The sequence below is a fragment of the Streptomyces sp. NPDC029466 genome, assembly GCF_055574515.1.
Map to the genome: position 1 here is coordinate 1 of NZ_JBVHZH010000003.1, position 26,392 is coordinate 26,392.

Consider the following 26,392-nt stretch of genomic DNA (forward strand, 5'->3'; position numbering starts at 1 on the left):
GCCACCCGCTACGACAAGACCGTCGAGTCCTACCAAGCCGCCGTCACCCTCGCATCGCTCCTGATGTGGGCGTGACATTTGAAGACAACTCCTAGGGCGTCACCCTGACCCGGCCGCTCCCTGACCCGGGGCCCCTGACCTGACGAGCGGCGCCGGGCGGGGCGGCCGCGCCGTATCACCGGCCCTACCCACGCCCCCTCCATAGCCGGGCCCCGCTCCGCTCTGTAGCCGGCCCCCGCTCCTCTCCGTAGCCGGGCCCCGCCCCTCTCTTTCGCCGACCCCGCCGCGCCACGGACCGGATCACAGCGCGGGCCAGATCGTCGTGAACCGTTCGGGATGAGAGCGCTCCCCCACTCCAACACCCCCGCGCCGACGGCCGTTTGTCGCAGGCGAGCCCGCTCCCGTAGCAGCCCACAGTTTCGCTCATCTTCCGAGCAACCATTTCGCGCCACCGCATGTCTCCTCAGGTGGACCACAGTTGGTCACCTGTTGGCTACTTAATGCTGACCAATTGTTAAATTTCGCCCACTGAAACGCGATTCCTGATCATTTCTCTTTACATGCCCATGCCAGGCATACCAGGGTTTGCGCGGGGCCCCGCGGCCCCCGTGGTGCACAACAGCACCGCGCGTACGGGCGGTTGGCGAGCCGACCGCCCCCGCAGCGCTAAGGATCCACATCAGTGCGTAGACCCCACATACGCAGACACCGCCTGGCCATCGCGGTCGCCGTGACGACGGCCGCCACCCTGACAGCGGGTGTGGCGGGCAGTGCCTCCGCGACCCCGCCGGCCTCGCCGGTCGCTGCTTCCTCCGCAACTCCCGCTGTCCAGAAGGCTGTTGACGCGGCCCGCGACGCCGCGTACGCGCACGCCACGGCCACCGGGGTCAGCAAGAAGGACACCCTCAAGGCCACCGACACGCTCGTCGACCCGGACGGCCGGCAGCATGTCCGCTTCGTCCGGACCCACCGGGGAATGCCGGTGCTCGGCGGCGACCTCGTCGTCCACCTGACGGCCGACTCGGCGTACGAGGGCGTGACCCGGGCCTACCGTCATCAGGTCGACATGACCGGCACGGACCCGAAGTTGTCCGCCGGCGAGGCCCGGACGAAGGCCGCCGCCGTGGGCAAGGGCCAGGCCGGCGACGCCGAACTGGTCGTGGACGCCCGCAACGGCCGTACGACGCTGGCCTATCAGGTGGAGGTGACCGACAGCCGTACCGCCGAGTCCGGTGGCGCCCGTACGGTCGTCCTCGACGCGGCGACCGGCGCGGTGCTCAGCAACGTCCAGGCCGACGACTCGTTCCTGTCGCCCGCTCTCCAGCGCAAGCTGCGCGCGCGGGGCGAGCGGCTCAACCCCTCGACCGGGCTGGTCACCCCCGCCGCGCCCGCCACCGGCCAGACGGCGAAGTCGGCCGGCTTCCCGGCCACGGCCAAGGGCACCGGCGCGTCCTTCTTCGTCGGCAGTGTGCCGCTGTCCACCACCCAGACCGCGAAGAAGTCCTTCACCCTGAAGGACCCCACCCGCGGCAACACCGAGACCCGGGACGCCGGCGACAAGGAACTGGAGAAGTTCAGCGGCGGCAAGGCGTTCACCAGCACCACCAACCGCTGGGGCAACGGCACCACCAGCAACCGGGCCACCGCCGCCGTCGACGCCCAGTACGGCATCGCCAGCACCCTCGACTTCTACAAGAAGACGTTCGGCCGCAAGGGCATCAAGAATGACGGCCGTGGGGCGCGGGCCCTGGTGCACTTCGGCAAGAAGGTCGGCAACGCCTTCTGGTCCCCCGACTGCGGCTGCATGCTCTACGGCGACGGTGACGGCCGGACGTTCACCAAGCCGCTGGTCGTCCTGGACGTCACCGGCCATGAGCTCTCCCACGGCGTCGTCGACGCGACCGCCAACCTCCAGCCCACCCGGGTGGACATCGAGGGCAACCAGTTCGGTGAGCCCGGCTCGCTCAACGAGTCGCTGGCGGACATCTTCGGCAGCGCGGTCGAGTTCTCGACCAACAACCCGAAGAACCCGCCGAACTACCTGCTGGGCGAGAAGCTCGGACTCGACCAGAAGTTCCTGCGCCGCCTGGACAAGCCGTCCCTCGACAAGCTCGAAGGCACGGTCGACTACTGGTCGAAGGCGTCCTACGACACCGAGGTGCACGCCGGCTCCGGCGTCTCCTCGCACGCCTACTACCTGCTCGCCGAGGGCAGCGGGAAGAAGACCATCGGCGGGGTCGCCTACAACTCCCCCACCGTGGACGGCTCCAAGGTGACCGGCATCGGCCGGACGAAGGCGACGGCGATCTTCTACCGGGCACTCACCCGGTACATGGTCTCCACGACCGATTTCCACGATGCCCGGACCGCGACCCTGCGTGCGGCCAAGGACATGTACGGCGCCAAGAGCACCGAGTACAAGACGGTGAACAAGGCCTGGGCGGCCGTGAATGTGAAGGCGTCCAACACGCCCTCCGCCAAGCACTGATCCGTCCCGCACCGGGCCCCGCGTGGTGCCCCCGCCGACCGCGGGGGTGCCACGCTCGGCTTTTCCCGCTCCTCGGGGTCCCCGCGGTGGGTCCTCGACGGGGTGGCAGCGGAAGCCTACGTTTGTCGCCATGATCATCGATCGCACGGGCGGGACCCGGCGGCTCGGCTATCCGGCGGCGGCGGGTGTGTTCGCCGTCGGTATGGCCGGGACGACCCTGCCCACCCCGCTGTACGGGCTCTACCGCGCGCAGCTCGGCTTCTCCGAGCTGATCGTGACCGTGGTCTTCGCCGTGTACGCCCTCGGGGTGATCACGGTGCTGCTGCTGGCCGGCAATGTCTCCGACGAGGTGGGCCGGCGGCCGGTGTTGCTGTGCGCACTGGGGCTGTCGGCGGCGAGCGCGCTGTGCTTCGTGTTCGAGGGCGGGCTGCCGATGCTGCTGCTCGGACGGGTGCTGTCCGGCTTCGCCGCCGGGTTGTTCAGCGGCGCCGCCACCGCGGCCGTGCTGGAGCTCGCCCGGCCCGGCCAGGAAGCGCAGGCGGGGTTCGCCGCCACCGCCGCGAACATGGGCGGCCTCGGCTGCGGCCCGTTGCTGTCCGGGCTGCTGGCCCAGTACGCGCCGTGGCCGCTGGTCCTGCCGTTCCTGGTGCATCTCCTCCTGGTGGCCGGGGCGGCCGGGGTGACCTGGTTCCTGCCGGAGACCGTCGGCCCTCCGCGCCGCCTCCACAAGCTGCGGCCCCAGGGCCTGCGGCTCCCGCCCGAGGTGCGGGGCGTCTTCACCCCCTCGGCCGTCGCCGCGTTCGCCGGGTTCGCGCTCCTGGGACTGTTCACCGCGGTCGCGCCGAGCTTCCTCCACGAGACTCTCGGGGTGCGCAATCTGGCCGTTGCCGGGGCGGTCGTCTTCACGGTGTTCCTCGGATCCACCGCCGGACAGTCCCTGACCGAACGGATCGGGGTCCGCCGGGCGCTGCCGGGCGGCTGCCTGGTACTGGTGGTGGGCCTGCTGCTGGTGGCCACCTCGCTGGCCGTGACCTCCCTGCCGCTGCTGGTCACCGGCGCGGTGTGCGGTGGCGTCGGCCAGGGCCTGGCGTTCCGGGCCGGGCTGACCGCCGTGGGCCACGCGGCACCGCCCGCGCACCGCGGCGGCACCATCTCGGCCTTCTTCCTCGTCGCCTATCTCGGCATCTCGCTGCCGGTGGTCGGCGTCGGCGCCCTCACCCTGGTGCTCGGCCTGCGCGGCGCGGGCCTGACCTTCTCCGCCTGTGTCATCGTGCTCGCCGTCGCCGTCGGCCTCTACGTACTGCGACACCCGCCGGCCGACGAGAACTGACCGGCGCCGGGCACCGGAACCCGCACCGCTCTTCCGGCGGACCGTCAGTCCTGGCCCGCCCGGGCCCGGTCGTCCGCCGGCACCAGCCGCACCCGCAGCCGCTCCGGCCCGCGGGTGAAGACCCCCGCGTCGGTGGGCGGCGTACCCTCCGCGAAGTCCATCGCGGGAAACGCGTCGAGCAGTTGATTGACGGCGGTCTCCACCTCGGCCTTGGCCAGGAGCGCACCGACACAGAAGTACCGGCCGAGGGCGAAGGCGACGTGCTGGGCGGCGGCGCTGAAGGCGGTGCCGGGCGTCAGATCGTCGCGGAGGACATGGAAGGTGTCCGGCGCGGCGTAGTCCGGTACCCGTCCAGAGCGCGCCGCCCGGGCCAGTGCGGCGAGCGGCCGAGAGCCGTCAGGAGCTGCTCCAGGGCGTCCGCGTCCTCCCCGGCGGTCAGCCCCGGCCGGAAGGCGCTGCCCGGGGCGAGCCGGGAGTCGTCGTCCGGGACGGCGCGGGCTATCGGCAGGGCGGCCCGCAGGAGTTCAGGAGCCGGGGTGTATGCCAGGCCCAGGGTGCGGGCGACGTCCCAGCTGTGCACCACGTAATCGATGAGGTGGAAGCCGATCGCACGAGCGGCGCGGAAGGTCCGGCCGGCGCTGAATTCCGGGAGGGCGAACGCCTGGTCCGGGCCCTCCACGGTCGCGAAGGTGGCGATGACGTTCTCTGCCGCGGCGGTGTACTCCCCGACGGGGTCGGTGCCGAGCGGCCGGACCGACCAGTGCGCCGGTTCCCGTCCCGCTCCCCGCGCTGCCGCCGCGAAGCCGTGGTGCTGGGCGGTCATATGGGCGAGCAGATCGGCCAGCGTCCATGCCGAGCAGGGGGTCGGCCGGGACAGATCGCCAGGGGTCATCCGTCGGACAAGGGCCACGCTGTCCCGGACCGCCTTGGCGTGGAGCCGCCGGAGGCCGGCGAAGTCCGGGTGCGGCGCGGACGCGTTCACAGCATTCTATTCGTATGCATGTGCTTACGATCAGCTCAAGCCCATGAATTGTCAACGGGTATTTTCGTGACCATGGCCGAGAACGCAGCCGACAAGGGCAACCCCTCCGGAGGGCGGCCGCGCCGTCCCGACCTCGCGGCGATGGTGGTGCCCTTGGGTCGTGCGCTGATGGCGGCGGAGCAGCCAGTCCTTGACGCACACGGTCTGACGATGTGGGCCTACGCGGTCCTGCTGCATCTCGACGAGACGCCGATCCGTACGCAAGCGGCGCTGGCCGAGGCCATCCGGGCGGACAAGACCCGCATCATCGCCGTCCTGGACGACCTGGAGCGCCGGGAGCTGATTCGCCGTCAGCCGGATCCCGAGGACCGCCGGGTGCGTCTGCTGTCCCTCACCGCCGAGGGCCGGCGGCTGCGGGATACGACACAGGCCGCGATCCAGGAAGGCGAGGAACGGCTGCTCGCCCAACTTCCGGCCGCCGATCGCGCGGGCCTCCTGCGGGCGCTGCGGACTCTCGCCACCTTGCCGGAGCTGACGGCGCGGAAGCCCGGCCGGGGTTCACCCCGCACCTGACCCGTCGGGCGGGCGGCGCGGCCCGCACATGCCGACGGTGCCGGCCGAACGGACCCGTGGGTCCGTCGGCCGGCACCGTCTGGAAAGACTCAGTGGTTACGACGGTGGTCGTCGTCGCCGCCCCAGCCCCAGCCGCCGCGCTCGCAGCCCTCGCTGAAGACCGGGCCGACGTGGTGGAGCACACCCGCGGAGAGCCAGCAGGACGCGTGGTGGCCGTGGCCGTGGTGGTTCTTGTAGTGGTGGTGGTGACGGTCCTTGTGCACCTTGCCCATGTTGCAGGCCAGGGCGGCGCTCGCACCGCCCATGACGATGGTGGTGGCCAGGGCGCTGGCTGCGATCGCGGCGCGGATGCGCATGTCTGCTCCTCGAGAGGATCAAAGGGGTATATCGACCTTTTCAGGATGCACCTTTACGGAATCTCCCAAAACCTGACACGTCGCGAATTGGGCGAGTTGGAGTAATTGATCAACCCGCCGACCCTCCCTCTCGTGTACGGATACGCCGCGTTGAGGAAACAGTTGAGGCAACAGCAGCGCCCCCGTCGGCGATGTCGGCGATGTCGGCGATCCCGGCGGGGGCACTACATGGGAAGCCTGCGCACGCATTACTGATGGCACATCAGCCAAAGACTCATCAGGCCCCTTCCACCGCCTGCTCGGATAGGCGGCGTACGGGGCGGGGGGCCGTGCGCAGGCCCAGCGCCACCAGTGCCACGGCGACGGCGAGGAAGCCGGAGAGCACCGCGAAACCGGTCACGCTGGAGCCGGTGGCGTCGGTCAGCCAGCCGACCAGATAGGGGCCGGCGAAGCCGCCGAGATTGCCCAGGGCGTTGATCAGGCCCATGGCGACGGCCACCACCTCGAAGCGCAGCAACTGACCGGGGATCGCCCAGAACGGGCCGTACGGCGCGTAGACCGCGGCGGCCGTCACACACAGCAGCAGCATCCGCGGCAGGGCGCCGTCCACGGCCTGGCCCAGCAGCAGTGCCGCGATGCCCACGACCAGCGGGACGGCCACCGCCTGCCGGCGTCTGCCGGTGCGGTCGGACCAGGCGGCGTTGGCGATCATCACGGCGAGGGCGACCGTGAAGGGGATGGCGGTGAGCAGCCCGACCTCGGTGGACGAGCCGTCGTGGGTCAGCTCCTTGATGACCGAGGGCAGCCACAGATTGAAGCCGTAGAAGCCGGTGATCCAGAAGAAGTAGACGCCGATGAGGACGAGGACGGACTTCTGCCTGACCGCGTCGAGGTACGAGCCGCTGCCCGCCGCTGGTTTCGCGGCCTCGTCGGCGGCGATGGAGCGCTCCACGTGGTCGGCCTCGGCGCGGGAGATCCACCGGGCCTGCGCGGGCCGGTCGGCGACCGCGAACCACCAGACGACCGCCCACACCAGGGGCGGCATCCCCTGGAGCACCAGCACCCAGCGCCAGCTCGCATGGTCGAGCATCCACCCCGACAGCGGCGCCATGAACACCGAGGAGAGCGGCAGGCAGGCCATCCACAGGGCGTTGGCACGAGCCCGTTCGCGCAGCGGGAACCATGAGGCGAGCAGGATGAGTACGGCCGGCCAGACACCGCCTTCGAAGAAGCCGAGCACGAAACGGGCCGCGTAGAACTGCGACTTGGTCTGGACGAGACCGGACAGCGACGCGGCCAGCCCCCACGCCACCATCAGGATGAGGACGGTCTTCCGGGCGCTCCAGCGCTGGGCGAGGATCGCGGCCGGGATCTGGAGGAAGACATAGCCGACGAAGAAGATGCCGCCGACCAGGCCCTTGTCGGCGTTGGACAGCTCCAGGTCGCCGTGCATGTAGGGGAGGATGACGGAGACATTGTTCCGGTCGAGGTACGCCAGCATGTACATGATGGCGGCGACCGGAATGACGTACGCCCAGCGCTTGACGGGTGCGGCGGGCGAGGGCGACGGCGGGGCCGACTGCGGGGTCGACTGCGGGCGGGCGTCCGTCACCGGGCGGCCGCCGTTCCGTAGGCGGACCGGATCCGGTCGGTGAAGCGGCTGAAGCCGGCGGCGGCGCGGAAGGCCGCGGCCATCGTGCCGTACGAGGCGCGGCCGCTGCCCGCGATGTCGAAGGCGGTGCCGTGGTCGACGGAGGTCCGCAGGATCGGCAGCCCCACCGTGACGGAGACTGTGCCGTCGAAGTCGACGGTTTTGGCGGGGATATGGCCATGGTCGTGGAAGTGCGACAGCACGCCGTCGAAGCGGCCTTCGAGGCCCTGGTGGAAGACCGAATCGGCGGGGACCGGCCCCACCACGCCCAGGCCCTCGGCGGCCGCCTTCTCCACCGCGGGACGCAGGACGGTGATCTCCTCGTCGCCGAAGTGGCCGCCCTCGCCGCCGTGCGGATTGATCGCGGCGACGGCGAGCCGGGGCTCGTCATGGCCGAAGACGCGCAGTGCGGTGGTGGCGTGCCGGATGCTGGAGGCGACCCGCTCCTCGGTGATCTGGTCGAGCGCCTTGCGCAGGGCGAGATGGCGGGTGGTGAAGAAGATCTTGAGGCCACGGACCACGAACACTGCCGACGACCGCCAGGACGGTGGCGGGGGCGCCGCTTTGGGGCCGCAGGCCCATTTCGGCGGCGAGGGCGGCGCCGAAGGAGCCCGAGTCCAGCGCGCGACCCAGCGGATGCGGGCCTCGGCGGCGAGGCGGGCCGCGGCCGCCGCGACCGTGCGCAGATGTGCGTTCTCGGTGGCGGCGCAGACCACGATGTCGGCCGGGCTCGCCCGCAGCGCCGCGGCCACCGCGTCGGGCCCCCGCTCCACCACGTCCAGGGCCAGTTCGGCCGTGCTGCGCCGGCTCCGGGCGCCCAGTACGGCCGCGACCCGGGCATGCCGGACCGGGTCGAACGGGTCGTGGGCCACGGCTGTCCGGGTCAGCGGAACGCCGTCGACGAGATGCAGACCGCCCACCGTGGTCCGGCCGGCGTCGGGGAAGGCGGGGACGGCCAGGGTCCGGATCCGGGCCTCGGGCTCGCGGGCGGCGAGGGCATCCACCACCGCGTCGAGTTCGCTGCCGGGATTGCCGCGCAGGATGGTGTCGACGCGCTTGACGATCAGCGGCGCCGCACCCGCGGTTTCGGCGGCGGCCCGGACGGCCGCGTAGGCGCGGGCGGGGCTCCAGTGGCGTGAGGCGGTGTTGATGACGAGGACGTCCACCCGTTCCGCGTAGCGCGTGATGCGGTCGAGGTCGCCGATGGTGACGGCCCGCAGGCCCTGTCGCGCATAGAGCGCACCGGTCGCATTGCTGCCGGTGAGGTCGTCTCCGATGACGAGCACCTGGGCCACCCGGTATCCTCCCGTCGGCTCCGGTGCCGTCGCCGGCACCAAAGCGACCGAACCGCGCATTTTTGTTGCGCGATTCACGCAATTCAGGGTGGCGACTCGCCGAACGGACTGTCAAGAGGTGTGCAGCGGGGCGCCCTCGGCGCCGTCCTCGGGGCGCACCGCGGCCGGGTGCACCGACCATCCCGCGTCCGTGAACGCGGCCAGCTCCCGCTGCCCGCCCCCGGAGATCAGGCCGGTCCCCGCCGGCATCGGCGCCCAGTAGGGGAAGCCCCCTCCCCCGCCGAGCTTGGAGTGGTCGGCGAGCACCCAGGCGGCCCGGGCGCACTCGGCCATCGTCTCCTTCAGCGCGGCCTGTTCCGGGTCCGGGCAGTTGATGCCCCGCCGGGGATCGAGACCGTCGACACCGAGGAACGCGATGTCCGGGGTGAGCCGGCGCAGCGCCTGTTCGGTCCGGGTGCCCAGCAGCGACTCGTTGGGACGCCGCAGCCGGCCGCCGAGCACCACCACCTCCACCTCCGCGTCCGCCAGCTCGACCAGGGTGGACAGGCCGTTGGTGACGACGGTGAGGTCGCCGCGGTCCCGCAGCTCGTGTGCCAGCCGGGCGACGGTGGTGCCCGCGTCGAGGAGGACGACATCGCCGCTGCGCACCAGGCCCGCCGCCGCGCGTGCGATGGCGTCCTTCTCGCCGCGCTGCTCGTGCTCCTTGTCGTGCCAGGGCCGCTCGACGGCCCGGTGGTCGACCGCACCGCCGTATGTGCGCGTGATCCGGCCGAGGGCGGCCAGTGTCGCCAGATCGCGGCGGACGGTGGACAGCGAGACATCGAACTCCGCCGCGAGATCGTGCACGCTGATGTCACCGGCGCCGAGCAGCTCCACCATTCGCTCGCGCCGGCGCCGGGTGGCCGAGCGTTCCCCGCTGGTCACGTCACTGCCCGCCTCTGCCTGCCGCCGCTGCCGGCGTCCCGAAGGGACCTCTCAAGTTGCGCGTTTCGCGCAATTGGAGAGTAGCAGTCGAGCAGGCAGCGGCGGGCGCCACCTTCGGGGTGCTGTGTGGTCAGGCGAGAACCTTCGCCTTGGCCTTCTGGTACTCCTCCTCCGTGATGTCGCCGTGCTTCTTCAGCTCGGCGAGCTTCGCCAGGGAATCCGCATGCCGGCTCGCCTCGTCGTCACCGGTCGCCATGGTCTTCCGCAGATAGTCCTGCATCTGCTTCTGCTGCCGTTCGGCCTGGGCGACCTCCCGTTCAGTCATCCCGTGACCGCGGGCGATCACATAGATGAAGACGCCCAGGAAGGGCAGCAGGATCACCAGGACGAGCCAGCCGGTCTTGCCCCACCCCTTGAGGTCATGGCTGCGGAAGATGTCACCGATGATGCGGAACAGCAGGATCAGCCACATGACCCACAAAAAGATCAGGCACATGGTCCAGAACGCGTTGAGCAGCGGGTAGTCCATCACGGCCTCCTATGGCGCTGGGAGCCCCCGAGCTCATCCCTTCCGTCAGCTCAAGGATCCCTCGCCATCGGCCTCCGCCGCGACCACATCCAGGCCGCTGAGGGCCTGTTCCGTCCAAATGACCTTGCCGCCGGCCGTGTAGCGGGTCCCCCACCGTTCGGCCAATTGGGCGACCAGGAAGAGTCCGCGGCCGCCTTCGTCCGTGGTGGCGGCCTGCCGCAGATGCGGTGAGGTGCTGCTGCGGTCGGAGACCTCGCAGATCAGGGAGGTGTCCCGGATCAGGCGTACCCCGATGGGACCGGAGGCGTACCGGATGGAGTTGGTGACCAGCTCGCTGAGGATCAGCTCGGCGGTGAACGCCTCCTCCGCCAGGCCCCACTCGATCAGCTTGCGGACCGCCGCGGCCCGTATCTGACCCACCGCCGAGGGGTCGGGCGGCACCTCCCAGTCGGCGACATGCTCGGTGTCCAGCACCCGGGTGCGGGCGACGAGCAGCGCGATGTCGTCGCTGGGCCGGTCCGGGAGCAGCGCGCCGAGCGCGGCCTCGCAGGTCTCGTCCGGTGTCCGGCCGGGGTGGTCGGCCAGGGTGCGGCTCAGCAGCGCCATGCCTTCATCGAGGTCCCGGTTGCGGTCCTCGACGAGGCCGTCGGTGAAGAGCACCAGACGGCTCTCCTCGGGCAGTTGCCGTTGCCAGGTCTCGAAGGGCAGACCGCCGAGCCCGAGCGGCGGGCCGCCGGGCACGTCGGCGACCTCGGCGGTGCCGTCCGGCCGCAGCAGGACGGGCTGGACGTGCCCGGCGCGTGCCATGGTGCAGTGCCCGGACGCCGGGTCGTAGATGGCGTAGAGGCAGGTGGCCCCGGTGACCGAGCCCTCGGCCTCCTCGGCGCCCTCGTCCTGGTCGATGCGGGTGACGAGCTCGTCGAGGTGCCAGAGGATCTCGTCGGGCGGCAGGTCCAGGTTGGCGAAGTTGTGGACGGCGGTGCGCAGCCGGCCCATGGTGGCGGCGGCATGCAGTCCGTGCCCCACGACATCGCCGACGACGAGCGCCACCCGGGCGCCGGGCAGCGGGATGATGTCGAACCAGTCACCGCCGACGCCGCCGAGCCCGCCGCGGCCGGCCTGGGCGGGCAGATAGCGGTAGGCCGCCTCGACAGCGTTCTGTTCCGGCAGGGCGCGCGGCAGCAGGCTGCGCTGAAGGGTGACCGCCATGGTGTGTTCGCGGGTGTAACGGCGGGCGTTGTCGATGCTCACCGCGGCGCGGGCGACCAGCTCCTCGGCGACGGAGAGATCCTCCTCCTCGAAGGGCTCGGGCTCGTTCGAGCGCCAGAAGATGGCCACGCCCAGGATGACGCCGCGGGCGCGCAGCGGCACCGCGATCCTCGAATGGATACCGTGCTGGACGATCTTCCTGGCGCGCTCGGGGCTCTGGAGATGCCAGCCGGCGAACGCCGTCAGATCCGCTTCCAGGGCCGCTTCGCCGCTGGTGAGGCCGGCGCCGAGGGCGGTGGCCGGCTCGAAGCGGATCAGCTTGCCGACGGGGTAGAGGCCGCTGTCCGGCGGGGCGCCGCTGGACGCTATCCGCCGCATCTCGACGGTCGGGCCGCCGGGGGACGTGGGCTCCTCGCCGATCAGCACGTCCTCGGCCAGATCGACGGTGACGATATCGGCGAAGCGGGAGGCGCCGAACTGTGCGAGCTCCTCGCAGGTGTGCACCACGTCAAGGGTGGTGCCGATCTCGGTACCGGCGTCGTAGAGCAGCTTCAGACGGCCGCGGGCGACATCGGCACGGCCGGTCAGCGCCCGGAGCTCGGTGGTGTCGCGCAGCGTCGTGACGCTGCCGGGCGGCCCGCCGGCCTGGTCCGTCGAGCGCTGGTTGACGGCCAGCAGCCGGTCGCCGACGGGGTGGACCTCGTCGGTGACGACCCGGCCGGAGGCCAGCAGATGGGCGGTGGCCGGGTCGAGCCCGAGATCGGCGACCTGGCGCCCTTCGACGTCCGGCGGCAGGCCGAGCAGCCGGCGCGCCTCATCGTTGGCGAGCAGCAGACAGCCGTCGCCGCCCACGATGATCACGCCTTCGCGTACGGCGTGCAGCACCGCGTCGTGGTGCTCGTACATCCGGGTCATCTCGGCCGGGCCGAGGCCGTGGGTCTGCCGCCGCAGACGCCTGCTGACCAGCGCGGTGCCGCCGGTGGTCAGCGCGAGGACGCCGGCCGCGGCGCCGAACAGCAGCGGGAACTGATCGTCGACGACACCGCTCACGCGGTTGACGGTGATCCCGGCCGAGACCAGCCCGATCACCTTTCCCTTGTCCGGGCCGCTGTGGCTGAAGACCGGCACCACGGCCTGGACGAGCGGCCCGATGGTGCCGGTGATCTTCTCGGTGACCACGTGGCCGGCCAGCGCCGGTTGCAGCGTGCCGACGAACTTCTTGCCGATCCGGTTGGCGATGGGGTGGGTGTAGCGGATGCCCTGGGTGTTCATCACGACGATGAAGTCGACCTCGGAGCGCTTGCGGGCGGCCTCCGCCCGCGGCTGCAGCACGGTGGTCGGGTGGTCGTTCTTCAGCGCTGTCTCGATGCCCGGCGCGTTCGCGAAGGCTTCAGCGACGGCGACGGACCTGTTGCGGGCTTCGCGGTCTGCGTCGGACCGGGATTGCAGCACAAGTGCCGCAATGGCGGCGGCGACGAGCAACACCACGATCGCCACCTGCAGGAGAAAGACCTGACCTGCGACAGTTCGCATCCTGAGAACCGAACGCGGGCGGCCGTAGCGTCCGGCCATGTCCTCTTTCTACACCTCCCGCATACGGTGGGCGAGCCGCGCGATGCGGAGCGCAGCAGCCACCAGGGCATGTCCGCGAGGTCCCGTCCCGCCGGGTGGCCTCACGGCTTTTCCGAGGATGATCCCGTGATCCGCCGCGGGGCGCCAGAGGGCGGGAAGACCCCCGGGTAGGTTTTACTGCTGCACACATGCGAACCTCTCCGACTAAGAGGACATACCCGGCCTCGGCCGGGCGCCACCGCATCGGGAACAAATCGCCCAAGGTGTCAGGGGTTCATGTAACTCTTCCCACAGGCCCGGCCGCTTGCCTGATCGGGCTCTGCCGGTCGAGTGAGCGCAGCGCCCGCACAACGTGCCTGGTCAGCACGGTTCACCGGGACCCCGGCGGCGACCCGGGGCCGGCCCTGGGGGCACCCTTGGCGTCACACTCGCCGTCGGGACGGTATGAGACGTTCGTGGGCATGCATGTTCCCGAGGAGATCCGAGCCGAGGCGGCCGCGCTCATCGACCACCACGCGCTCGGACTGTGGAAGCCGAACGATGCCGACCGGCGTACCGCCGTGGCGCTGTTCCACTTCCTCGAAACCGGTCTGCCGCTCACGAGCGAGCAGATCCGGTCCGCCCTTGCGCACACGGAACCCGCTGCCGACATGACCGGGCGACTGCTGGACCTGCTGCGGGGAACCGCCGGGCTGCTCGACGACGCACCGGTGGCCGAGAGCCCCGCCGGGCGGGACGCCGTCGACCACGTATGCCTCCTGCTGGACGCGCTGGCGCTCTCCCGGCTCACCGGGCGGTAAAGAGAAGGCCCGCCCGGGCAAAAGCTCCGGGCGGGCGGTTCTGCGGCTTCCACGGCCCTATACGGACAGCGAGGCGGGCTTCTCGGGCGGGGCCTGCTCATCCTCGGGGACAGAGATCACCCAGTGCGTCTCCTGGCGCGGCCGGAGATAGCACGCCCAGTACAGCGCGGCGCCGGCCACGATGACGCCGGTGATCACCAGGCTCTCGGTGCTCTGCTGGTAGAGCACCCACGCCAGCACCATGACCAGCAGTGCCGGGACCACCGGCCACAGCGGCATCCGCCAGGCCGCCCGGTGCTTGTGCTCACCCCGGCGCGAGACCAGGGCCCCCAGGGCGACGAAGACATACATCGCGGCGACGGCCACACCGGTGACCTCGCTCAGGGTGTCGAGGTTGACGAAGCACAGCGCCGCGCCGGGTACGCCCACCGCGAGGGTGGCCGCCCACGGGGAGCCGAAGCGCCGGCCCACGTGCGAGAAGACGCGGTTGACGGCGGCCGGCCAGGCCGCGTCGCGCGCCGAGGAGAAGACCACGCGGGAGTTCTGGATCACCATCACGATCGCCGCGTTAATGATCGCCAGGGCGATACAGAGGCTGACGAAGGTGCCGATGCCCGAGTTGCTCCAGTCCTGCACCATGCCGGCGACATCACCGGCACCCAGGGTCTTCAGGTCGGGCGCGCCGAGGGTGATCGCGACCACCGGGATCAGGACGACGGCCACACCGATGCCGAGCGTCCACAGCACGGTGCGGGAGACGTTGCGGCGGGGGTTGTCCATCTCTTCGGCGAGGTACACGGCGGTGGAGAAGCCCTGGAGGATGAAGAGCGCGGTGGCCAGACCGGTCACGATGAGCCCGGCGGTGACGGCGGTGCTGTGGCCGCCCCCGGCATCGACCACGGGGTGCACGAGCACGGACGCGGAGCGCTGGGTGTGGGTGAAGCCCAGGAAGGCGACGACCGCGCAGGCCACGACTTCCAGCACCAGGAAGATGCCGGTGATCCAGGCGTTGGCACGTAGGTCGAGCAGGCCCATCGCGGTGGCCAGCAGCATCACGGCAGCGGCGGTGTACTGCGGATCCAGTTGCACGATCGGCGCCAGATAGTCGGCGGTGCCCAGGGCGATGATGGGCGGCACGATCATGACGACGATCAGCGAAAGCACGAAAACCAGCCACCCCGCCAGGCGTCCCATGAGCGTGCCGACCATCGCGTACTCCCCGCCGGAGCTCGGGATCAGCGTGCCGAGCTCGGAGTAGGTGAAGGCCACCCCGATGCACAGCAGGGCCGCGACGGCGATGGTCAGTGCGGTGCCCGTGCCCAGGCCGGCGAAGGAGTCCGGCACGATCACGAAGAGCGAGGACGCCGGGGTCAGGCAGGACAGCGTGAGCAGGGTGCCGCCGACCACACCGATCGACCGGGTGAGTTTGGGGCCGTTGGAGGCGTCCCCCTCCGTCGCGCTACGGGCGTCCCGCCCAGGTGCTGCGGGGGCAACAGGCGTGTAGGGCATATCGCTATCCGTATCCCATCGGTGCTGGCGGCATGAGGGGTGGCGCTTCGAGGGACGAGCGCCGCAAAACGGTGCAGACCCGGATTCCCACGGGCCCCGTTTCGGTGACCGAATACAACCCCTGCCGACGACTCACGTCAAGACCTCGTTAAGCCCCGCAGACAACGAAATCCGTAGCTTTTATGGCCTCTGGGAACGCTTATCCATGATCTATCGCTGAAATCAAGCGGATTCCGCGGCCAGGCGGAGGGTGCGGATTCCCGAGGGCCGCCGCCGGATCCCGTGCCGGTCTCGCGGGCCGCGGCCGGTCCGCCGCCCCCGCGCTGCCCGCCCGCCCCGTCAGCCCCGTCAGTCCTTGTACGTATGCGGGCGGGCGATGAGCAGCGCGACATCGTCGTGGTCGTGCTCATCGCGCAGGGAGCGCAGGAGCCGGTCGCACAGGCCCTCCAGATCCTGCTGGGGCTCGGCCAGCAGCTCCAGCAGGGTGTCCAGACGGGCGTCGATGGGCTGGTCCCGGGTCTCGATCAACCCATCGGTGTAGAGCACCAGTTGGTCGCCCTCGCGGAGCCTTACGGTGGTCTGCTCGAAGGGGACGCCGCCGACTCCGAGCGGCGCCCCGGTGGGCAGTTCGAGCAACTCGGGCGCCCGGTCCGGCCGTACGACGATGGGGGGCAGATGCCCGGCGACGGCGATCCGGCACTCCATGCGGTGCGGGTCGTACACGGCGTACAAGCAGGTGGCGAAGGCCGGGTCGAGGCCGACGGCGATGTGGTCGAGATGGCGGAGCACTTCGGCCGGGTCCAGGTCGAGGTCGGCCAGCGCGCGGGCGGTGGTGCGCAGCTGGCCCATGGTGGCGGCGGCGTTGATGCCGCTGCCCATCACGTCGCCGACCACCAGCGCGGTCTTGTCACCGGCCACCGGGATGGCGTCGAACCAGTCACCGCCGACCTCACTGGCCGCCTGGGCCGGCTGATAGCGGTAGGCGATCTCCATGGCCGTGGGCTGCGGCGGCCGGTGGTTCATGAGATGGCGCTGGAGGGTGAGCGCGGTGCGCCGTTCACTCTGGTACGAACGGGCATTGTCGATGCACACCGCCGCCCGGGCGGCCAGTTCGACGGCGAGCACCGCGTCGTCCTCGTCGAACGGCACCGGATTGCGGACGCGGTACAGCGACAGCGCGCCGAGGACCTCGCCGCGGGCGATCAGCGGCACGGCGAGGTAGGAGTGCAGTCCGGCCTTTCCGAGGAGCGCGGCGCCCTGCGGGTCGGCGGCGATATGCGGCAGGTCGCCCTCGCTGACCTGGGGGACGAGCACCGGACGGGCCTCGGTCACACACCGGGTGATCAGCCGGTCGGCCTCGTAGGAGGCGATCTGACCGGTGGGGTCGGCAGCCCGGACGGCTTCGGTGGAATAGGCCGCGGACACGGCGAGCGCCCGGAAGCGGGCCGGGCCACCACGGGAGAGCGAGGTCGGACGGCGGCCGTTCAGCACGGCGTCGAGGACATCGACCGCGGCCAGGTCCGCGAGCTCGGGCACGATGACATCGGCGAGTTCGTGCGCGGTCTGGTCGACATCGAGGGTGGTGCCGACGGTGGCGGAGGCGTCGGCGATGACGGCCAGCCGCCTGCGGGCGCGGGCCGCCTCGGTGGCGGAACGGTGCTGCTCGGTGACGTCCACGACGGAGGTGGCCAGCCCCAGCACCCGGCCGTGGGCGTCCTCCAGCCGGTAGTACGACACCGACCAGGCCCGGTCGGCGTGGGGGTCGGCGGCGGTGCGGCCGACGGTGTACTGGTCGAGCAGTGGCGTGCCGGTGTCGAGGACCGCGCGCATGCTGGACACGATGGTCTCGGTGTCCAGGAACGACAGCGCCTCCCGGACATCGTGGCCGATGTGCTGGTCGGCGGGCAGGTCGTTGATGCGCTCCAGCGCCGGGTTGACCATCACGAAGCGGAGCGAGGTGTCCAGGACCGCCAGGCCGATCGGCGACTGGGCCACCAGGCGGACGGACAGGGCCAGATCCCGCTCGACCCGCCGCAGCACGGCCTGGTCGGTGGCGATGCCCAGGGCGTAGGACTCACCGCGCTCGTCCAGCAGCCGCATATTGCGGAATTCCACGAGGCGGGTACTGCCGTCCTTGTGCTGGACGGGGAAGACTCCGGCCCAGCTCTCCCCGCCCGCCATGACCTGGGAGAACAGTCCCAGCACCAGATCGAAGTGCTCCGGTCCGACCAGCAGCTGCGCGGCGGGCCGGCCGAGCGCCTCCTCAGCGGTCCAGCCGAACAGCGACTCGGCCTGCGGGCTCCAGAGGGTGATCCGTCCGTCCGCGTCCAGCATCACCGCCGCGACGCCCAGCACGTCCAGCAGGCCGCCGGGTTGCTCGGGGGTGGCTCCCACCTGGGCAGCACCTTCGGGGAACGCGTCGGTCGCACCCATCCAGGCACTCCTTCCGCCGGTCATCACGGACCGACAGCCGTGGCGCTCTCCGTACATCGGCCGGTTCTCGCTGTGCTTCCGTTGCTCCCCATCATCTCTCGACACGGGACGGCCCCGCAGGGAGAGCGAGATCCGCAGGGCGTCCGCGTCCCGTGCGCGAGGGAGCATTATCCGACGCGGTTCCCAGGCCGGCGACCGCGTTGACGATATTCGGGGCGATGATTCCGGACGGTGTTCCGAGGGGGCAGCAGGGCCGGTGACCGTACGTCGCACGACCGACCGCAGCCGGTGATCACCAGGCGCCGTGCGGCCGACCGCGACCGGTGACCACCGTGCGTCGCGAGGCCGGCCGCGGCAGCCCATGACCGGCGCGCACCCCTTACCCAGCAGCGGACTTGGAGATGTCGATCTCCAGCGACTATTCTGAGGTTAGTTGCCTGTGGCAACCAAAGGCCCCACCCCGGCGTACGTGCCCGCACCCGCCGGCGTCAGGAGGAAGCCCTACATCATGCCCATCGCCGCCCGGACATTCCGCACCTACGTGGAGGAGAACCTCGATGCACTTAGCGCCGACCCGGCGCGCGAAGCCCTGGTCCACCAGGGCCGCCGCGTCACCGCGGGCGAACTCCGCTCACTGATCCACCGCTTGGCCCGCGCCCTGCGCGCCCGGGGCGTCGAGCGCGGAGCGACCGTCACCCTGCTCAGCGGCAATCTCCCGGAGATCCTCGCCGCCCGCTACGCCGCCAATCTGATCGGCGCCCGGGTCAACCACCTCTACAACAAGCTGTCCGCCGAGTCGCAGGCCGCCATCGTCCGCGATGTCGAGACCCGGGCCCTGATCGTCGACCCGCGGTACGCCGAACGGGCCGCCGAGGTCACCGAGTTGGCGCCGGTGCCGGACGTCCTCGTCCTCGGTCCCGCGAAGGTGGGCGCCGATCTGCTGGAGCTGGCGGCCGGACAGTCGGACGAGCCGTTCGCGAGCCGGGCCCGGCCCGACGATGTGTGCACCATCCGGCACACCGGCGGCACCACGGGCCACCCGAAGGGCATCTGCACCACCTTCGAGCAGGGGCGCTGGTTCCACGGAGTGCCGCCGCAGCAGCCGGAGTTCGAGCGCCGGCAGCTGGTCTGCACCACTCTCGCGCACGCCGCGGGCATGATGGCCGACCGCACCCTGCACGAGGGCGGCACGGTCGTCCTGCTCGACGACTTCGACCCCGGCACCGTGCTCGCCGCCCTCGCGCGCGAGCGCATCACCGAGCTGTTCCTGCTGCCGCCGCTGCTCTATCAGCTGATGGACCATCCGGACGCCCCGCACACCGACACCTCCAGCCTGCGGACGGTGACGTACGGCGGCTGCCAGGCGTCGCCGGCCCGGATCGCCGACGCGGTGCGGATGTTCGGCCCGGTGCTGATGCAGGGCTACGGGCAGAACGAGGCGGGCGCCATCAGCGTGCTCACCCAGGACGACCACGATCCGCAGCGCCCCGACCGGCTGCGTTCGGCGGGGAAGGTGCTGCCCGACGTCGAGGTGGAGATCCGCGACGAGTCGGGCCGCGCACTGCCGGCCGGTGAGCACGGCGAGGTCTGTGTGCGCTCCTCAAAGATCATGAAGGGGTACTGGAAGCAGCCCGAACTGACCGCCGAGGTCCTGCGGGACGGCTGGCTGCACACCGGGGACATCGGATTCCTCGACGACGAGGGGTACTTGACCATCGTCGACCGGCTCAAGGACATGATCGTCGTGGTCGGCGGCCATGTGTACACCACGGAGCTGGAGGACCTGCTGAACTCGCACCCGCAGGTACTCCAGAGCGCGGTGTTCGGTGTCCGGGACGCCGACCGGATGGAGCGGGTGCACGCCACGGTGGTACGGGCACCGGGCAGCGAGGTCGACGGGGAGCAGCTGCGTGCGATGGTCCGCGCGGAGCGCGGTGCGATGTACGAGCCGCACCGGATCACCTTCGTCGAGGCGCTGCCGCTGACCGATGTGGGCAAGCCGGACAAGAAGGAGCTGCGGCGGCGGGCCGAACAGACCTGCGCGACCGGCTGACAGCAGCGACGGGCCGCCGCAGCCTGAGCTGTGGCGGCCCGACTGTGCTGCTGCCGGTCAGAGGATGCCCAGCAGGCCGAAGGGGAAGCCCCCGAAGCCGTAGCCGTAGTTGTCGTAGCCGCAGCCGTTGTGGCCGTTGTAGCCGCCGAAGCCGTTGTAGCCGCCAAAGCCGCCAAAGCCGCCGAAGCCTCCGATGCCGCCGAAGCCGTTGTAGCCGAAGCCGCCGTGGTGGTGGCAGTGGTGGTGATGGTGACGACCGTGGTGGTCACGACCGTGGTGGTCACGGCCGTGGTGGTCGTTGGACGATGCCGCCGGCGCCTGGGGCGCGGCCGAAGCCATGCCGGCGAGCGGGACGACGGTGGCAGCGGCGATCGCCGCGGCAGCCACGGAGCGGCCTATGAACTTGCGCATTGCGTTTCTCCTGTGTGGCAGGAAATCTGACATTCGATGAGTACCGCGCCTCGCCGGAAACCCCGCAGACACGGCGGAGAGCCACTCCAACGGCCCCAAGAATTGCTCCAGTCGCGGTAATGATTCGGCAAAGCGAGCTGGTGAACGGCCTGGTCAGAGCCGGATGACAACAAGGTCCGCGGCATCGGTGGCACCGCCGGGCGGCAGCAGCTCCACCACCAGCGCGTCGGCGAGCGCCTCGGCACCGGCACCCCGGTGCCGGATGAGCGCGTCCGACGCGCGGCGCGGGCCGCCTCGCCTCCTGGAGGGCCACCACGTCGCCTCCCGGCCACCGGGCAGCGGGCGGCCACGCCCTCAGCGCTTACGGGCCCGGCTCGGCTGGACCCGGGACGGCTCGCCCGGCATCTTCGGGTGGTCGGGCGGATAGGGCAGATCGCCGAGGCCCTCGTCCACCGCCTGCCGGTCCGCGAGTTCCAGGACGGAGTCCAGGCCGAAGGCGTGGTCCGTCATGTCCGCGTGCACATCACCGAGTTCCGCGAACCGCGGCGGGACCGTGCGCAGATCGAAGTCCTCGGGGGCGGCGTCGGACAGCTCGTCCCAGCGCAGCGGGGTGGAGACGGTCGCCCGGGGGCGGGCGCGCAGGGAGTAGGCGGAGGCGATGGTCCGGTCCCTGGCCATCTGGTTGTAGTCGACGAAGACCTTCTCGCCGCGTTCTTCCTTCCACCACGCCGAGGTCACCAGATCCGGCATCCGGCGTTCCAGCGCCCGCGCCAGCGTGATCGCGGCCCGTCGGACGTCGGTGAAGGTCCAGCGGGGGCGGATCGGTACATAGACGTGCACTCCGCGGCCGCCGGAGGTCTTGGGCCAGCCGCGCAGCCCGTGCTCGGCCAGCAGCTCGCGCAGCTCGAAGGCGACCTTGACGGCGTCCGCGAAGTCGGTGCCGGGCTGCGGGTCGAGGTCGATCCGCAGCTCGTCGGGGTGCTCGGTGTCACCGCGGCGGACGGGCCAGGGGTGGAACGTCAGACACCCCAGGTTGGCCGCCCAGAGCACGGCCGCCGGTTCGGTGGGGCACATCTCGTCGGCGAACCGTCCGCTGGGGAAGGCGATCCGGGCGGTGGGCAGCCAGTCCGGCATGCCCTTGGGCGCCCGCTTCTGATAGAAGAACTCGCCCTCGATGCCGTCGGGGAAGCGCTGCATGGTGGTGGGCCGGTCGCGCAGCCCCCGCAGCACCCCCTCGGCGACGGCGAGGTAGTACTGCGCGACATCCATCTTGGTGAAGCCGCGCTCCGGGTAGTACACCTTGTCGGGGTTCGACAGGCGCACCTTCCGCCCGGCGACATCCAGCTCCACAGCTCCGGCTCCGGCCATGACTCCACGTTAAGTACCGTGCGCCGCCGCCGCGCGCCGGAAGGGCTGCGCCCCGGCGCGCGGGATGCGTCCGCAGCCCGCAGGATCGGGACATGGACCTGCCCGTCATGCCCCCGGTCTCCCCGATGCTCGCGAAGCTGGTGGCCGAGATTCCCGCCGGTATGCAGTACGAGGCGAAGTGGGACGGCTTCCGCGTCATCGTTTTCCGGGACGGCGAGGAGATCGAGATCGCCAGCCGCACCACGAAGTCCCTCACCCGCTACTTCCCCGAAGTGGTCGAGGCGGCCCGTGCCGAGCTGCCCCGGCGCTGCGTCATCGACGGCGAGATCGTGATCGCCCATGACGGCCGGCTGCACTTCGAGGAGCTGCTGGAGCGCATCCACCCGGCGGACTCCCGGGTCCGTACGCTCGCCGAGCGGACGCCCGCCTCGCTCGTCGCCTTCGACCTGCTGGCCCTCGACTCCGCCGGGCTGCTGCACGAGCCGCAGTCGGCGCGGCGGGAAGCCCTGGTCGAGGCGCTGCGGCCGGCCCGTCCGCCGGTGTACACCGCGCCCGCGACGCGGGACCAGGGGCTGGCGCACAGCTGGTTCACGCAGTTCGAAGGGGCGGGGCTGGACGGGGTGGTCGCCAAGCCGCTCGATCTGCCGTACCGGCCGGGCGACCGGGCCATGTACAAGATCAAACATGCCCGCACCGCCGACTGCGTCGTCGCGGGGTACCGGCTGCACAAGAGCGGGCCGGTGGTCGGCTCCCTGTTGCTGGGGCTGCACGACGACGCCGGGCAGCTCCAGCACGTCGGGGTGTGCGCCTCGTTTCCCATGGCCAGGCGGCGCAAGCTGGTCGAGGAGCTGGCGCCGCTGCGGATGGACGATGTCTCGGGCCATCCGTGGGGCGAGTGGACCGACGAGGCGGCGCATGCGGCGCGGCGGATGCCGGGCGGGCCCAGCCGCTGGAGCGGCGGCAAGGATCTGTCGTGGGTGCCGCTGCGCCCGGAGCGGGTGTGCGAGGTGGCCTACGACCACATGGAGGGCAGCCGCTTCCGGCACACCGCCCAGTTCCGTCACTGGCGTCCGGACCGTACGCCGGAGAGCTGCACCTACGCGCAGCTGGAGGAGCCGGTGGGCTACGACCTGGAGGAACTGCTGCGGGGCTGACCGTACGGGCCACCGGCCGCACCCGGGCGGGTCAGCTCTCCTCGCCCTCCGGCGGCCAGCGGCGCCGGCTCTCCCCCGGAGCGAGCCGGTCCACCACTTCGGCCAGTTCGCGGCACGCCTGCTCGACCTTGTGGCGGATGGCGTTCTGCTCGGTGACGACGGCCGACAGCAGCAGCGCGGTGAGGGCCGCGGACGCGTTGAGGGCCTGAAGGTTGACCATCGCCTCCAGCAGGCTCTGGCCCTCGAACGGTCCGGTGCGGCGGGTCGCCGCCGTGATGGCCAGGACGGACACCAGCAGCACACAGGGCGCCGCCCCCGCGAGCTGGAAGCGCAGCGCCGCCCACACGATCAGCGGAAAGACCAGGAACAGCAGCGAGAGCCCGCTGGTGACCGCCACCAGGGAGACCACGACCGAAGCGATCAGCAGGACGGCGGCCTCGGCCCACCGATAGGCGGGGACGCCCGTCGGCCGGCGGACCTTGCGGCAGACGAGGATGAGCGGGGTGACGACGAGGATGCCCATGGCGTCGCCCACCCACCACGCCGCCCAGGTCCGCCAGAAGCCGCCGGGCGGCAGCGCCCCGCTGAGGAGGAGCGTGCCGCTGCCCACCGTCGCGCTGACCAGCATCCCGGCGAAGGCGCCGAGGGCGACCAGCGCCACCCCGTCGCGCAGCCGGTCCAGCCCGGTACGGAAGCCCACCCGACGGAGCATCAGGAAGGCGCACACCGGGGCCAGGGTGTTGCCCGCCATGATGCCGAGGACCGAGATGTCGAGCGGGCTGAGGGAGGCGACGACCAGCAGGGTGCCGAGCGCGATGCCCGGCCAGGTCCACAGGCCCAGGAGCAGCAGACAGCTCAGGGAGATACCCGTAGGGGGCCATAACGGTGTGACCCTGGCACCCGCGATCACCACCTGCTCCAGCAGCCCGATCTGCGCGGTGCCGTAGTAGACGCCGGCGAGCACGAGGATCGTCAGGGCTGCCGGCGCGGGACGGCGGAGTTCCTCGGTGCGCACCACGTCAGCCATCAGACAACGCGGACGGCCGGGCGCCGTCCGCGACACGCGCGCCCGGTGCGCGCTTCACCCGGCTCTGGGGGCGGCCGCGTCGAAGCGCAGCACGAGGACCGCGGAGTCGTCGGTGTGCCCGGTGAACTCGGCCACGCTCATCGCCACGTCCGCCACGGTGGCCGGATCGCCGTCGGCGTTGGCGCTGACCAGCCGGGTCACCTGGCTCAGTCCCGCCTCTATCGGGAACGACGGCCCCTCGACCACGCCGTCGGTGAGCAGGACGTATGCGCCCGCCGTGGCGAACCGGCGGCGGGTGACCGGATAGCTCTCCCCCGGCACGATGCCGAGCGGCAGTCCCCCCGGGTCGTCGGCGATGCCGGACCGGCCGTTGGTGGTGGCCCAGATGCCGGGCACATGGCCGGCGCGGGCGCTGGTCAGCTCCCAGGCGACCGGGTCGAAGCGGACGAAGGTGCAGGTCGCGAAGAGCCCGCAGTCGACGGAGAGCAGCAGGTCGTTGGCCCGGCTCAGCACCTCCCCCGGATCGGCGGCATGGCCGGCGACGGCGCGCAGCCCGAAGCGGATCTGCCCCATGAAGGCGGCCGCCTCGACGTCATGCCCCTGGACATCGCCGACGCAGAAGGCGAGCGAGCCGTCCGGCAGCGGGAAGCCGTCGTACCAGTCGCCCCCGATGTCCAGGCCGTGCCGGGCGGGTGCGTAGGTGGCGGCGGCGCGCAGCCCCGGTATCTCCGGCAGTACGGCGGGCAGCATCTCCCGCTGGAGCGCCTCGGCGAGCTCGACCCGGGCCCGCTGCTTCTCGGCGCCTTCCCGCGCCTGGGCGGTCAGTCGCCCGAGCGTGGTCAGCAGATCGTCCGCGCTCGCCGACCGCGGGGGACGACGCCGAAGCATGGGCCGCTCCCAGGTGCGTCGGCCCGAAGGCCACCGCGGGCACGCTCCTGCGTCTTTGCAGTGGCCGCCGGACCAGGCTCATGGGGGCTCTCGGGGAGCCCGCCTCTCCCGATTCATCATATTTCTGCGGGGTGACTTCCGCTTGACGACGCCGGTGCGGCCCGCCCCGGCCCCTCGCCCCGGGGGACCGCGTCTCAGGCGGTCGCCGGACGGGCCACCTCCAGATGCCGGACGCCGGACCGCACGGCCCAGAAGAAGACCGCGAGCGCGAGGGCGGCCACGGTGACCGAGTCATACGGGGCCGGCAGCCGGCCGGAACCCTCGAAGGTGCCCAGCCAGGAGAGCACCGTCAGGCCGACCAGGTAGGCCACCATCCAGGCGCCGGTGCGGAGTTCCGCGCCCAGCGAGCGGCTCGGGCCGGCGCCGTCGCTTTCCAGGGCGGCCTTGTCGCGGGCTCCGGGGCGGCGCATGGCCAGGAAGATCAGCAGGCCGCCGAGCACGAGGGGCAGGGCGAGGCGCAGGTCGTGCCAGCCCGACCAGTAGACGAACTCGCTGGCCACCACGAAGCTGAGCGGCGCGATCCAGCCCAGTCCCGGGACCCAGCCGGCGGTGCGGCCGCCCGGTTCGGCGCGGAAGACGGCGACCGCGACCGCGGAGGCCGCGTAGATCAGCAGATACATGTCGCCCATGACGCTGACGATGTCCTGCCAGCCGCCGAACGGCAGCAGGAAGACCATGATGACGACGAGGTTGATCGCCAGCGCCCGGCGCGGGATGCCGAACCGCTCGTTGACCTTCATGAAGTACCGGGGAATGGTGCCGTTCTTGGCGAGCGCGTAGGTGTGCCGCGCGTTGAGCGCCACCCCCACGTACGCCGAACCGCCGGGCGAGATCACCGCGTCCGCGTACAGCAGGCTGGCCAGCCAGTGCAGATTGAGGATCAGGGCGAGCTGGCCGAAGGGCGACTCGAAGGAGACTCCCTTCCAGCCGTTGCCGAGCAGGTGCTCGGGGACGGTGAAGAGGAACGCCACCTGAAGGGCCAGGTACATGAGGACGGCGAGGCCGATGCCGGTGAGCACCGCGGCGGGAATGGTCCGGCGGGGGTTGCGGGTCTCGCCGGAGAAGTCCAGCGGAGCCTGGAAACCGTTGACGGAGTAGACGATGCCGCCGCCGGCCAGCGCGGTCAGGCAGGCGACATAGCCGTACGGGGCGAAGCCGCCGTGGTCCGTCAGGCGGCCGGAGTGCCAGCCGGAGGCGATCAGCGCGATCACGGTGACCACCGGAATCACAATTTTGAACACCGAGACCAGGTTGTTGAGTTGGGCGAACATCCGCACCGCGAACCAGTTCAGCGCCGTCAGCACGGTGCTCAGTCCGGCGGCCAGGGCCAGCCCGGAGAGCGTGAGGGTGTGGCCGTTGTAGAGGCCCGGCAGGTAGTGCGCGGCGTACTGCATGATCGCGCTGATCTCGGCCGCGGTACCGCCCACCGACAGCAGCGTCGACCAGCCGATGAGGGTGCCGACGAGCCGGCCGCTGGCGAACAGCGGCCAGCGGACCGTGCCGCCGCCCTCCGGCCGGGTCGCGCCCAGCTCGATCATGACCAGGGCGACCAGCCCGCACAGCAGCCCGGCGCCGACCCAGGAGAGCAGCGCCGCGGGACCGGCCGTCTGGGCCGCGTACAGGGCGGCGAACAGCCAGCCGGAGCCGACGATATTGGAGAAGCCGATGCCGGTCAGTCCCCAGAAGCCCAGGTCACGGCGCAATCGGCGCTCCTGCGCCTGCACTTCCGGGGCAGCGGCCCCGTCGCCCTCACCCGATACCTGACGCTCCGCCACGAGAA

At 71.3% G+C, this 26,392-nt stretch carries 21 protein-coding genes; 6 read left to right on the forward strand and 15 right to left on the reverse strand.

Annotated elements, in window-relative coordinates:
* Positions 1–682: 682 nt before the first annotated feature.
* Complete coding sequence (locus ACZ4XD_RS03535) at positions 683–2,488, forward strand: M4 family metallopeptidase (RefSeq protein WP_468037801.1); 1,806 nt, start codon at positions 683–685, stop codon at positions 2,486–2,488.
* Between the two features lie 130 nt (positions 2,489–2,618).
* Entirely contained in the window at positions 2,619–3,818 is a 1,200-nt protein-coding gene (locus tag ACZ4XD_RS03540) for an MFS transporter (protein ID WP_468037803.1), read from the forward strand.
* A gap of 44 nt (positions 3,819–3,862) precedes the next feature.
* Here ACZ4XD_RS03540 and ACZ4XD_RS03545 read toward each other — a convergent pair whose 3' ends face one another.
* The gene (locus ACZ4XD_RS03545) at positions 3,863–4,021 is read right to left on the reverse strand and encodes a hypothetical protein (protein ID WP_468037805.1); all 159 of its coding nucleotides are present in this window, start codon (positions 4,019–4,021) and stop codon (positions 3,863–3,865) included.
* Between the two features lie 92 nt (positions 4,022–4,113).
* Positions 4,114–4,800, reverse strand: a complete 687-nt coding sequence (locus tag ACZ4XD_RS03550; RefSeq protein ID WP_468037807.1) for a TIGR03086 family metal-binding protein — start codon at positions 4,798–4,800, stop codon at positions 4,114–4,116.
* Positions 4,801–4,872: 72 nt separating this feature from the next.
* On the opposite strand from ACZ4XD_RS03550, the gene ACZ4XD_RS03555 reads away from it, so the two are divergent.
* Positions 4,873–5,373, forward strand: coding sequence for a MarR family winged helix-turn-helix transcriptional regulator (locus ACZ4XD_RS03555; protein ID WP_468037809.1), 501 nt, complete (start codon positions 4,873–4,875; stop codon positions 5,371–5,373).
* Between the two features lie 89 nt (positions 5,374–5,462).
* Here the strand turns inward: ACZ4XD_RS03555 and ACZ4XD_RS03560 are convergent, their stop codons facing one another.
* The 6 genes from ACZ4XD_RS03560 to ACZ4XD_RS03585 form a co-directional block, all read right to left on the reverse strand.
* Complete coding sequence (locus ACZ4XD_RS03560) at positions 5,463–5,729, reverse strand: hypothetical protein (RefSeq protein ID WP_468037811.1); 267 nt, start codon at positions 5,727–5,729, stop codon at positions 5,463–5,465.
* 277 nt (positions 5,730–6,006) lie between these two features.
* Positions 6,007–7,341 carry an MFS transporter gene (locus ACZ4XD_RS03565; protein WP_468037813.1) on the reverse strand — a complete coding sequence of 445 codons (1,335 nt, stop codon included), beginning with the start codon at positions 7,339–7,341 and terminating at the stop codon, positions 6,007–6,009.
* Entirely contained in the window at positions 7,338–8,675 is a 1,338-nt protein-coding gene (locus ACZ4XD_RS03570; RefSeq protein WP_468037815.1) for a 4-hydroxythreonine-4-phosphate dehydrogenase PdxA, read from the reverse strand. Before ACZ4XD_RS03570 ends, ACZ4XD_RS03565 begins: the two co-directional genes overlap by 4 nt.
* Before the next feature lie 111 nt (positions 8,676–8,786).
* The gene (locus ACZ4XD_RS03575; RefSeq protein WP_468037817.1) at positions 8,787–9,599 is read right to left on the reverse strand and encodes a DeoR/GlpR family DNA-binding transcription regulator; all 813 of its coding nucleotides are present in this window, start codon (positions 9,597–9,599) and stop codon (positions 8,787–8,789) included.
* 130 nt (positions 9,600–9,729) lie between these two features.
* Positions 9,730–10,128: an SHOCT domain-containing protein gene (locus tag ACZ4XD_RS03580; protein ID WP_468037819.1), complete on the reverse strand. Its 399-nt coding sequence runs from the start codon at positions 10,126–10,128 to the stop codon at positions 9,730–9,732.
* 45 nt (positions 10,129–10,173) lie between these two features.
* Positions 10,174–12,909: a SpoIIE family protein phosphatase gene (locus ACZ4XD_RS03585; protein ID WP_468037821.1), complete on the reverse strand. Its 2,736-nt coding sequence runs from the start codon at positions 12,907–12,909 to the stop codon at positions 10,174–10,176.
* Positions 12,910–13,370: 461 nt separating this feature from the next.
* Here ACZ4XD_RS03585 and ACZ4XD_RS03590 point away from each other — a divergent pair, with 461 nt between their 5' ends.
* Positions 13,371–13,709: a hypothetical protein gene (locus ACZ4XD_RS03590; protein ID WP_042158910.1), complete on the forward strand. Its 339-nt coding sequence runs from the start codon at positions 13,371–13,373 to the stop codon at positions 13,707–13,709.
* Between the two features lie 57 nt (positions 13,710–13,766).
* On the opposite strand, the gene ACZ4XD_RS03595 is transcribed toward ACZ4XD_RS03590, so the two are convergent.
* Positions 13,767–15,218, reverse strand: coding sequence for an APC family permease (locus tag ACZ4XD_RS03595; protein WP_468037823.1), 1,452 nt, complete (start codon positions 15,216–15,218; stop codon positions 13,767–13,769).
* 348 nt (positions 15,219–15,566) lie between these two features.
* On the reverse strand, positions 15,567–17,651 hold the full coding sequence (locus ACZ4XD_RS03600) for a SpoIIE family protein phosphatase (protein ID WP_468037825.1): 2,085 nt from the start codon (positions 17,649–17,651) through the stop codon (positions 15,567–15,569).
* A gap of 508 nt (positions 17,652–18,159) precedes the next feature.
* Between ACZ4XD_RS03600 and ACZ4XD_RS03605 the strand changes: the two genes are divergently transcribed.
* On the forward strand, positions 18,160–19,704 hold the full coding sequence (locus ACZ4XD_RS03605) for an AMP-binding protein (RefSeq protein WP_468037827.1): 1,545 nt from the start codon (positions 18,160–18,162) through the stop codon (positions 19,702–19,704).
* A gap of 57 nt (positions 19,705–19,761) precedes the next feature.
* On the opposite strand, the gene ACZ4XD_RS03610 is transcribed toward ACZ4XD_RS03605, so the two are convergent.
* Both ACZ4XD_RS03610 and ligD read right to left on the reverse strand, forming a co-directional pair.
* On the reverse strand, positions 19,762–20,115 hold the full coding sequence (locus ACZ4XD_RS03610; RefSeq protein WP_468037829.1) for a hypothetical protein: 354 nt from the start codon (positions 20,113–20,115) through the stop codon (positions 19,762–19,764).
* A gap of 354 nt (positions 20,116–20,469) precedes the next feature.
* A complete protein-coding gene (gene ligD / locus ACZ4XD_RS03615; protein ID WP_468037831.1) occupies positions 20,470–21,483 on the reverse strand; it encodes a non-homologous end-joining DNA ligase in 1,014 nt (337 codons plus the stop codon).
* Positions 21,484–21,575: 92 nt separating this feature from the next.
* On the opposite strand from ligD, the gene ACZ4XD_RS03620 reads away from it, so the two are divergent.
* Positions 21,576–22,637 (forward strand): ATP-dependent DNA ligase, encoded by a 1,062-nt coding sequence (locus tag ACZ4XD_RS03620; protein ID WP_468037833.1) that lies wholly within the window; start codon positions 21,576–21,578, stop codon positions 22,635–22,637.
* A gap of 31 nt (positions 22,638–22,668) precedes the next feature.
* Here the strand turns inward: ACZ4XD_RS03620 and ACZ4XD_RS03625 are convergent, their stop codons facing one another.
* From ACZ4XD_RS03625 to ACZ4XD_RS03635, 3 genes are all read right to left on the reverse strand, one after another.
* Entirely contained in the window at positions 22,669–23,655 is a 987-nt protein-coding gene (locus ACZ4XD_RS03625) for an MASE1 domain-containing protein (protein WP_468038336.1), read from the reverse strand.
* A 63-nt stretch (positions 23,656–23,718) separates the two neighbouring features.
* A complete protein-coding gene (locus ACZ4XD_RS03630) occupies positions 23,719–24,552 on the reverse strand; it encodes a PP2C family protein-serine/threonine phosphatase (RefSeq protein WP_468037835.1) in 834 nt (277 codons plus the stop codon).
* A gap of 194 nt (positions 24,553–24,746) precedes the next feature.
* The gene (locus tag ACZ4XD_RS03635) at positions 24,747–26,387 is read right to left on the reverse strand and encodes an APC family permease (protein WP_468037837.1); all 1,641 of its coding nucleotides are present in this window, start codon (positions 26,385–26,387) and stop codon (positions 24,747–24,749) included.
* Between the last annotated feature and the right edge of the window lie 5 nt (positions 26,388–26,392).

What these genes read in the sequence shown, in the direction of transcription:
- ACZ4XD_RS03620 (WP_468037833.1), top strand. Translation starts at nt 21,576, where the DNA reads ATGGACCTGCCCGTCATGCCCCCGGTCTCCCCGATGCTCGCGAAGCTG.
- ACZ4XD_RS03580 (WP_468037819.1), bottom strand. Translation starts at nt 10,128, where the DNA reads ATGGACTACCCGCTGCTCAACGCGTTCTGGACCATGTGCCTGATCTTT.
- ACZ4XD_RS03600 (WP_468037825.1), bottom strand. Translation starts at nt 17,651, where the DNA reads ATGGGTGCGACCGACGCGTTCCCCGAAGGTGCTGCCCAGGTGGGAGCC.
- ACZ4XD_RS03590 (WP_042158910.1), top strand. Translation starts at nt 13,371, where the DNA reads ATGCATGTTCCCGAGGAGATCCGAGCCGAGGCGGCCGCGCTCATCGAC.
- ligD (WP_468037831.1), bottom strand. Translation starts at nt 21,483, where the DNA reads ATGGCCGGAGCCGGAGCTGTGGAGCTGGATGTCGCCGGGCGGAAGGTG.
- ACZ4XD_RS03610 (WP_468037829.1), bottom strand. Translation starts at nt 20,115, where the DNA reads ATGCGCAAGTTCATAGGCCGCTCCGTGGCTGCCGCGGCGATCGCCGCT.
- ACZ4XD_RS03585 (WP_468037821.1), bottom strand. Translation starts at nt 12,909, where the DNA reads ATGGCCGGACGCTACGGCCGCCCGCGTTCGGTTCTCAGGATGCGAACT.
- ACZ4XD_RS03595 (WP_468037823.1), bottom strand. Translation starts at nt 15,218, where the DNA reads ATGCCCTACACGCCTGTTGCCCCCGCAGCACCTGGGCGGGACGCCCGT.
- ACZ4XD_RS03630 (WP_468037835.1), bottom strand. Translation starts at nt 24,552, where the DNA reads ATGCTTCGGCGTCGTCCCCCGCGGTCGGCGAGCGCGGACGATCTGCTG.
- ACZ4XD_RS03605 (WP_468037827.1), top strand. Translation starts at nt 18,160, where the DNA reads ATGCCCATCGCCGCCCGGACATTCCGCACCTACGTGGAGGAGAACCTC.
- ACZ4XD_RS03560 (WP_468037811.1), bottom strand. Translation starts at nt 5,729, where the DNA reads ATGCGCATCCGCGCCGCGATCGCAGCCAGCGCCCTGGCCACCACCATC.
- ACZ4XD_RS03540 (WP_468037803.1), top strand. Translation starts at nt 2,619, where the DNA reads ATGATCATCGATCGCACGGGCGGGACCCGGCGGCTCGGCTATCCGGCG.
- ACZ4XD_RS03555 (WP_468037809.1), top strand. Translation starts at nt 4,873, where the DNA reads ATGGCCGAGAACGCAGCCGACAAGGGCAACCCCTCCGGAGGGCGGCCG.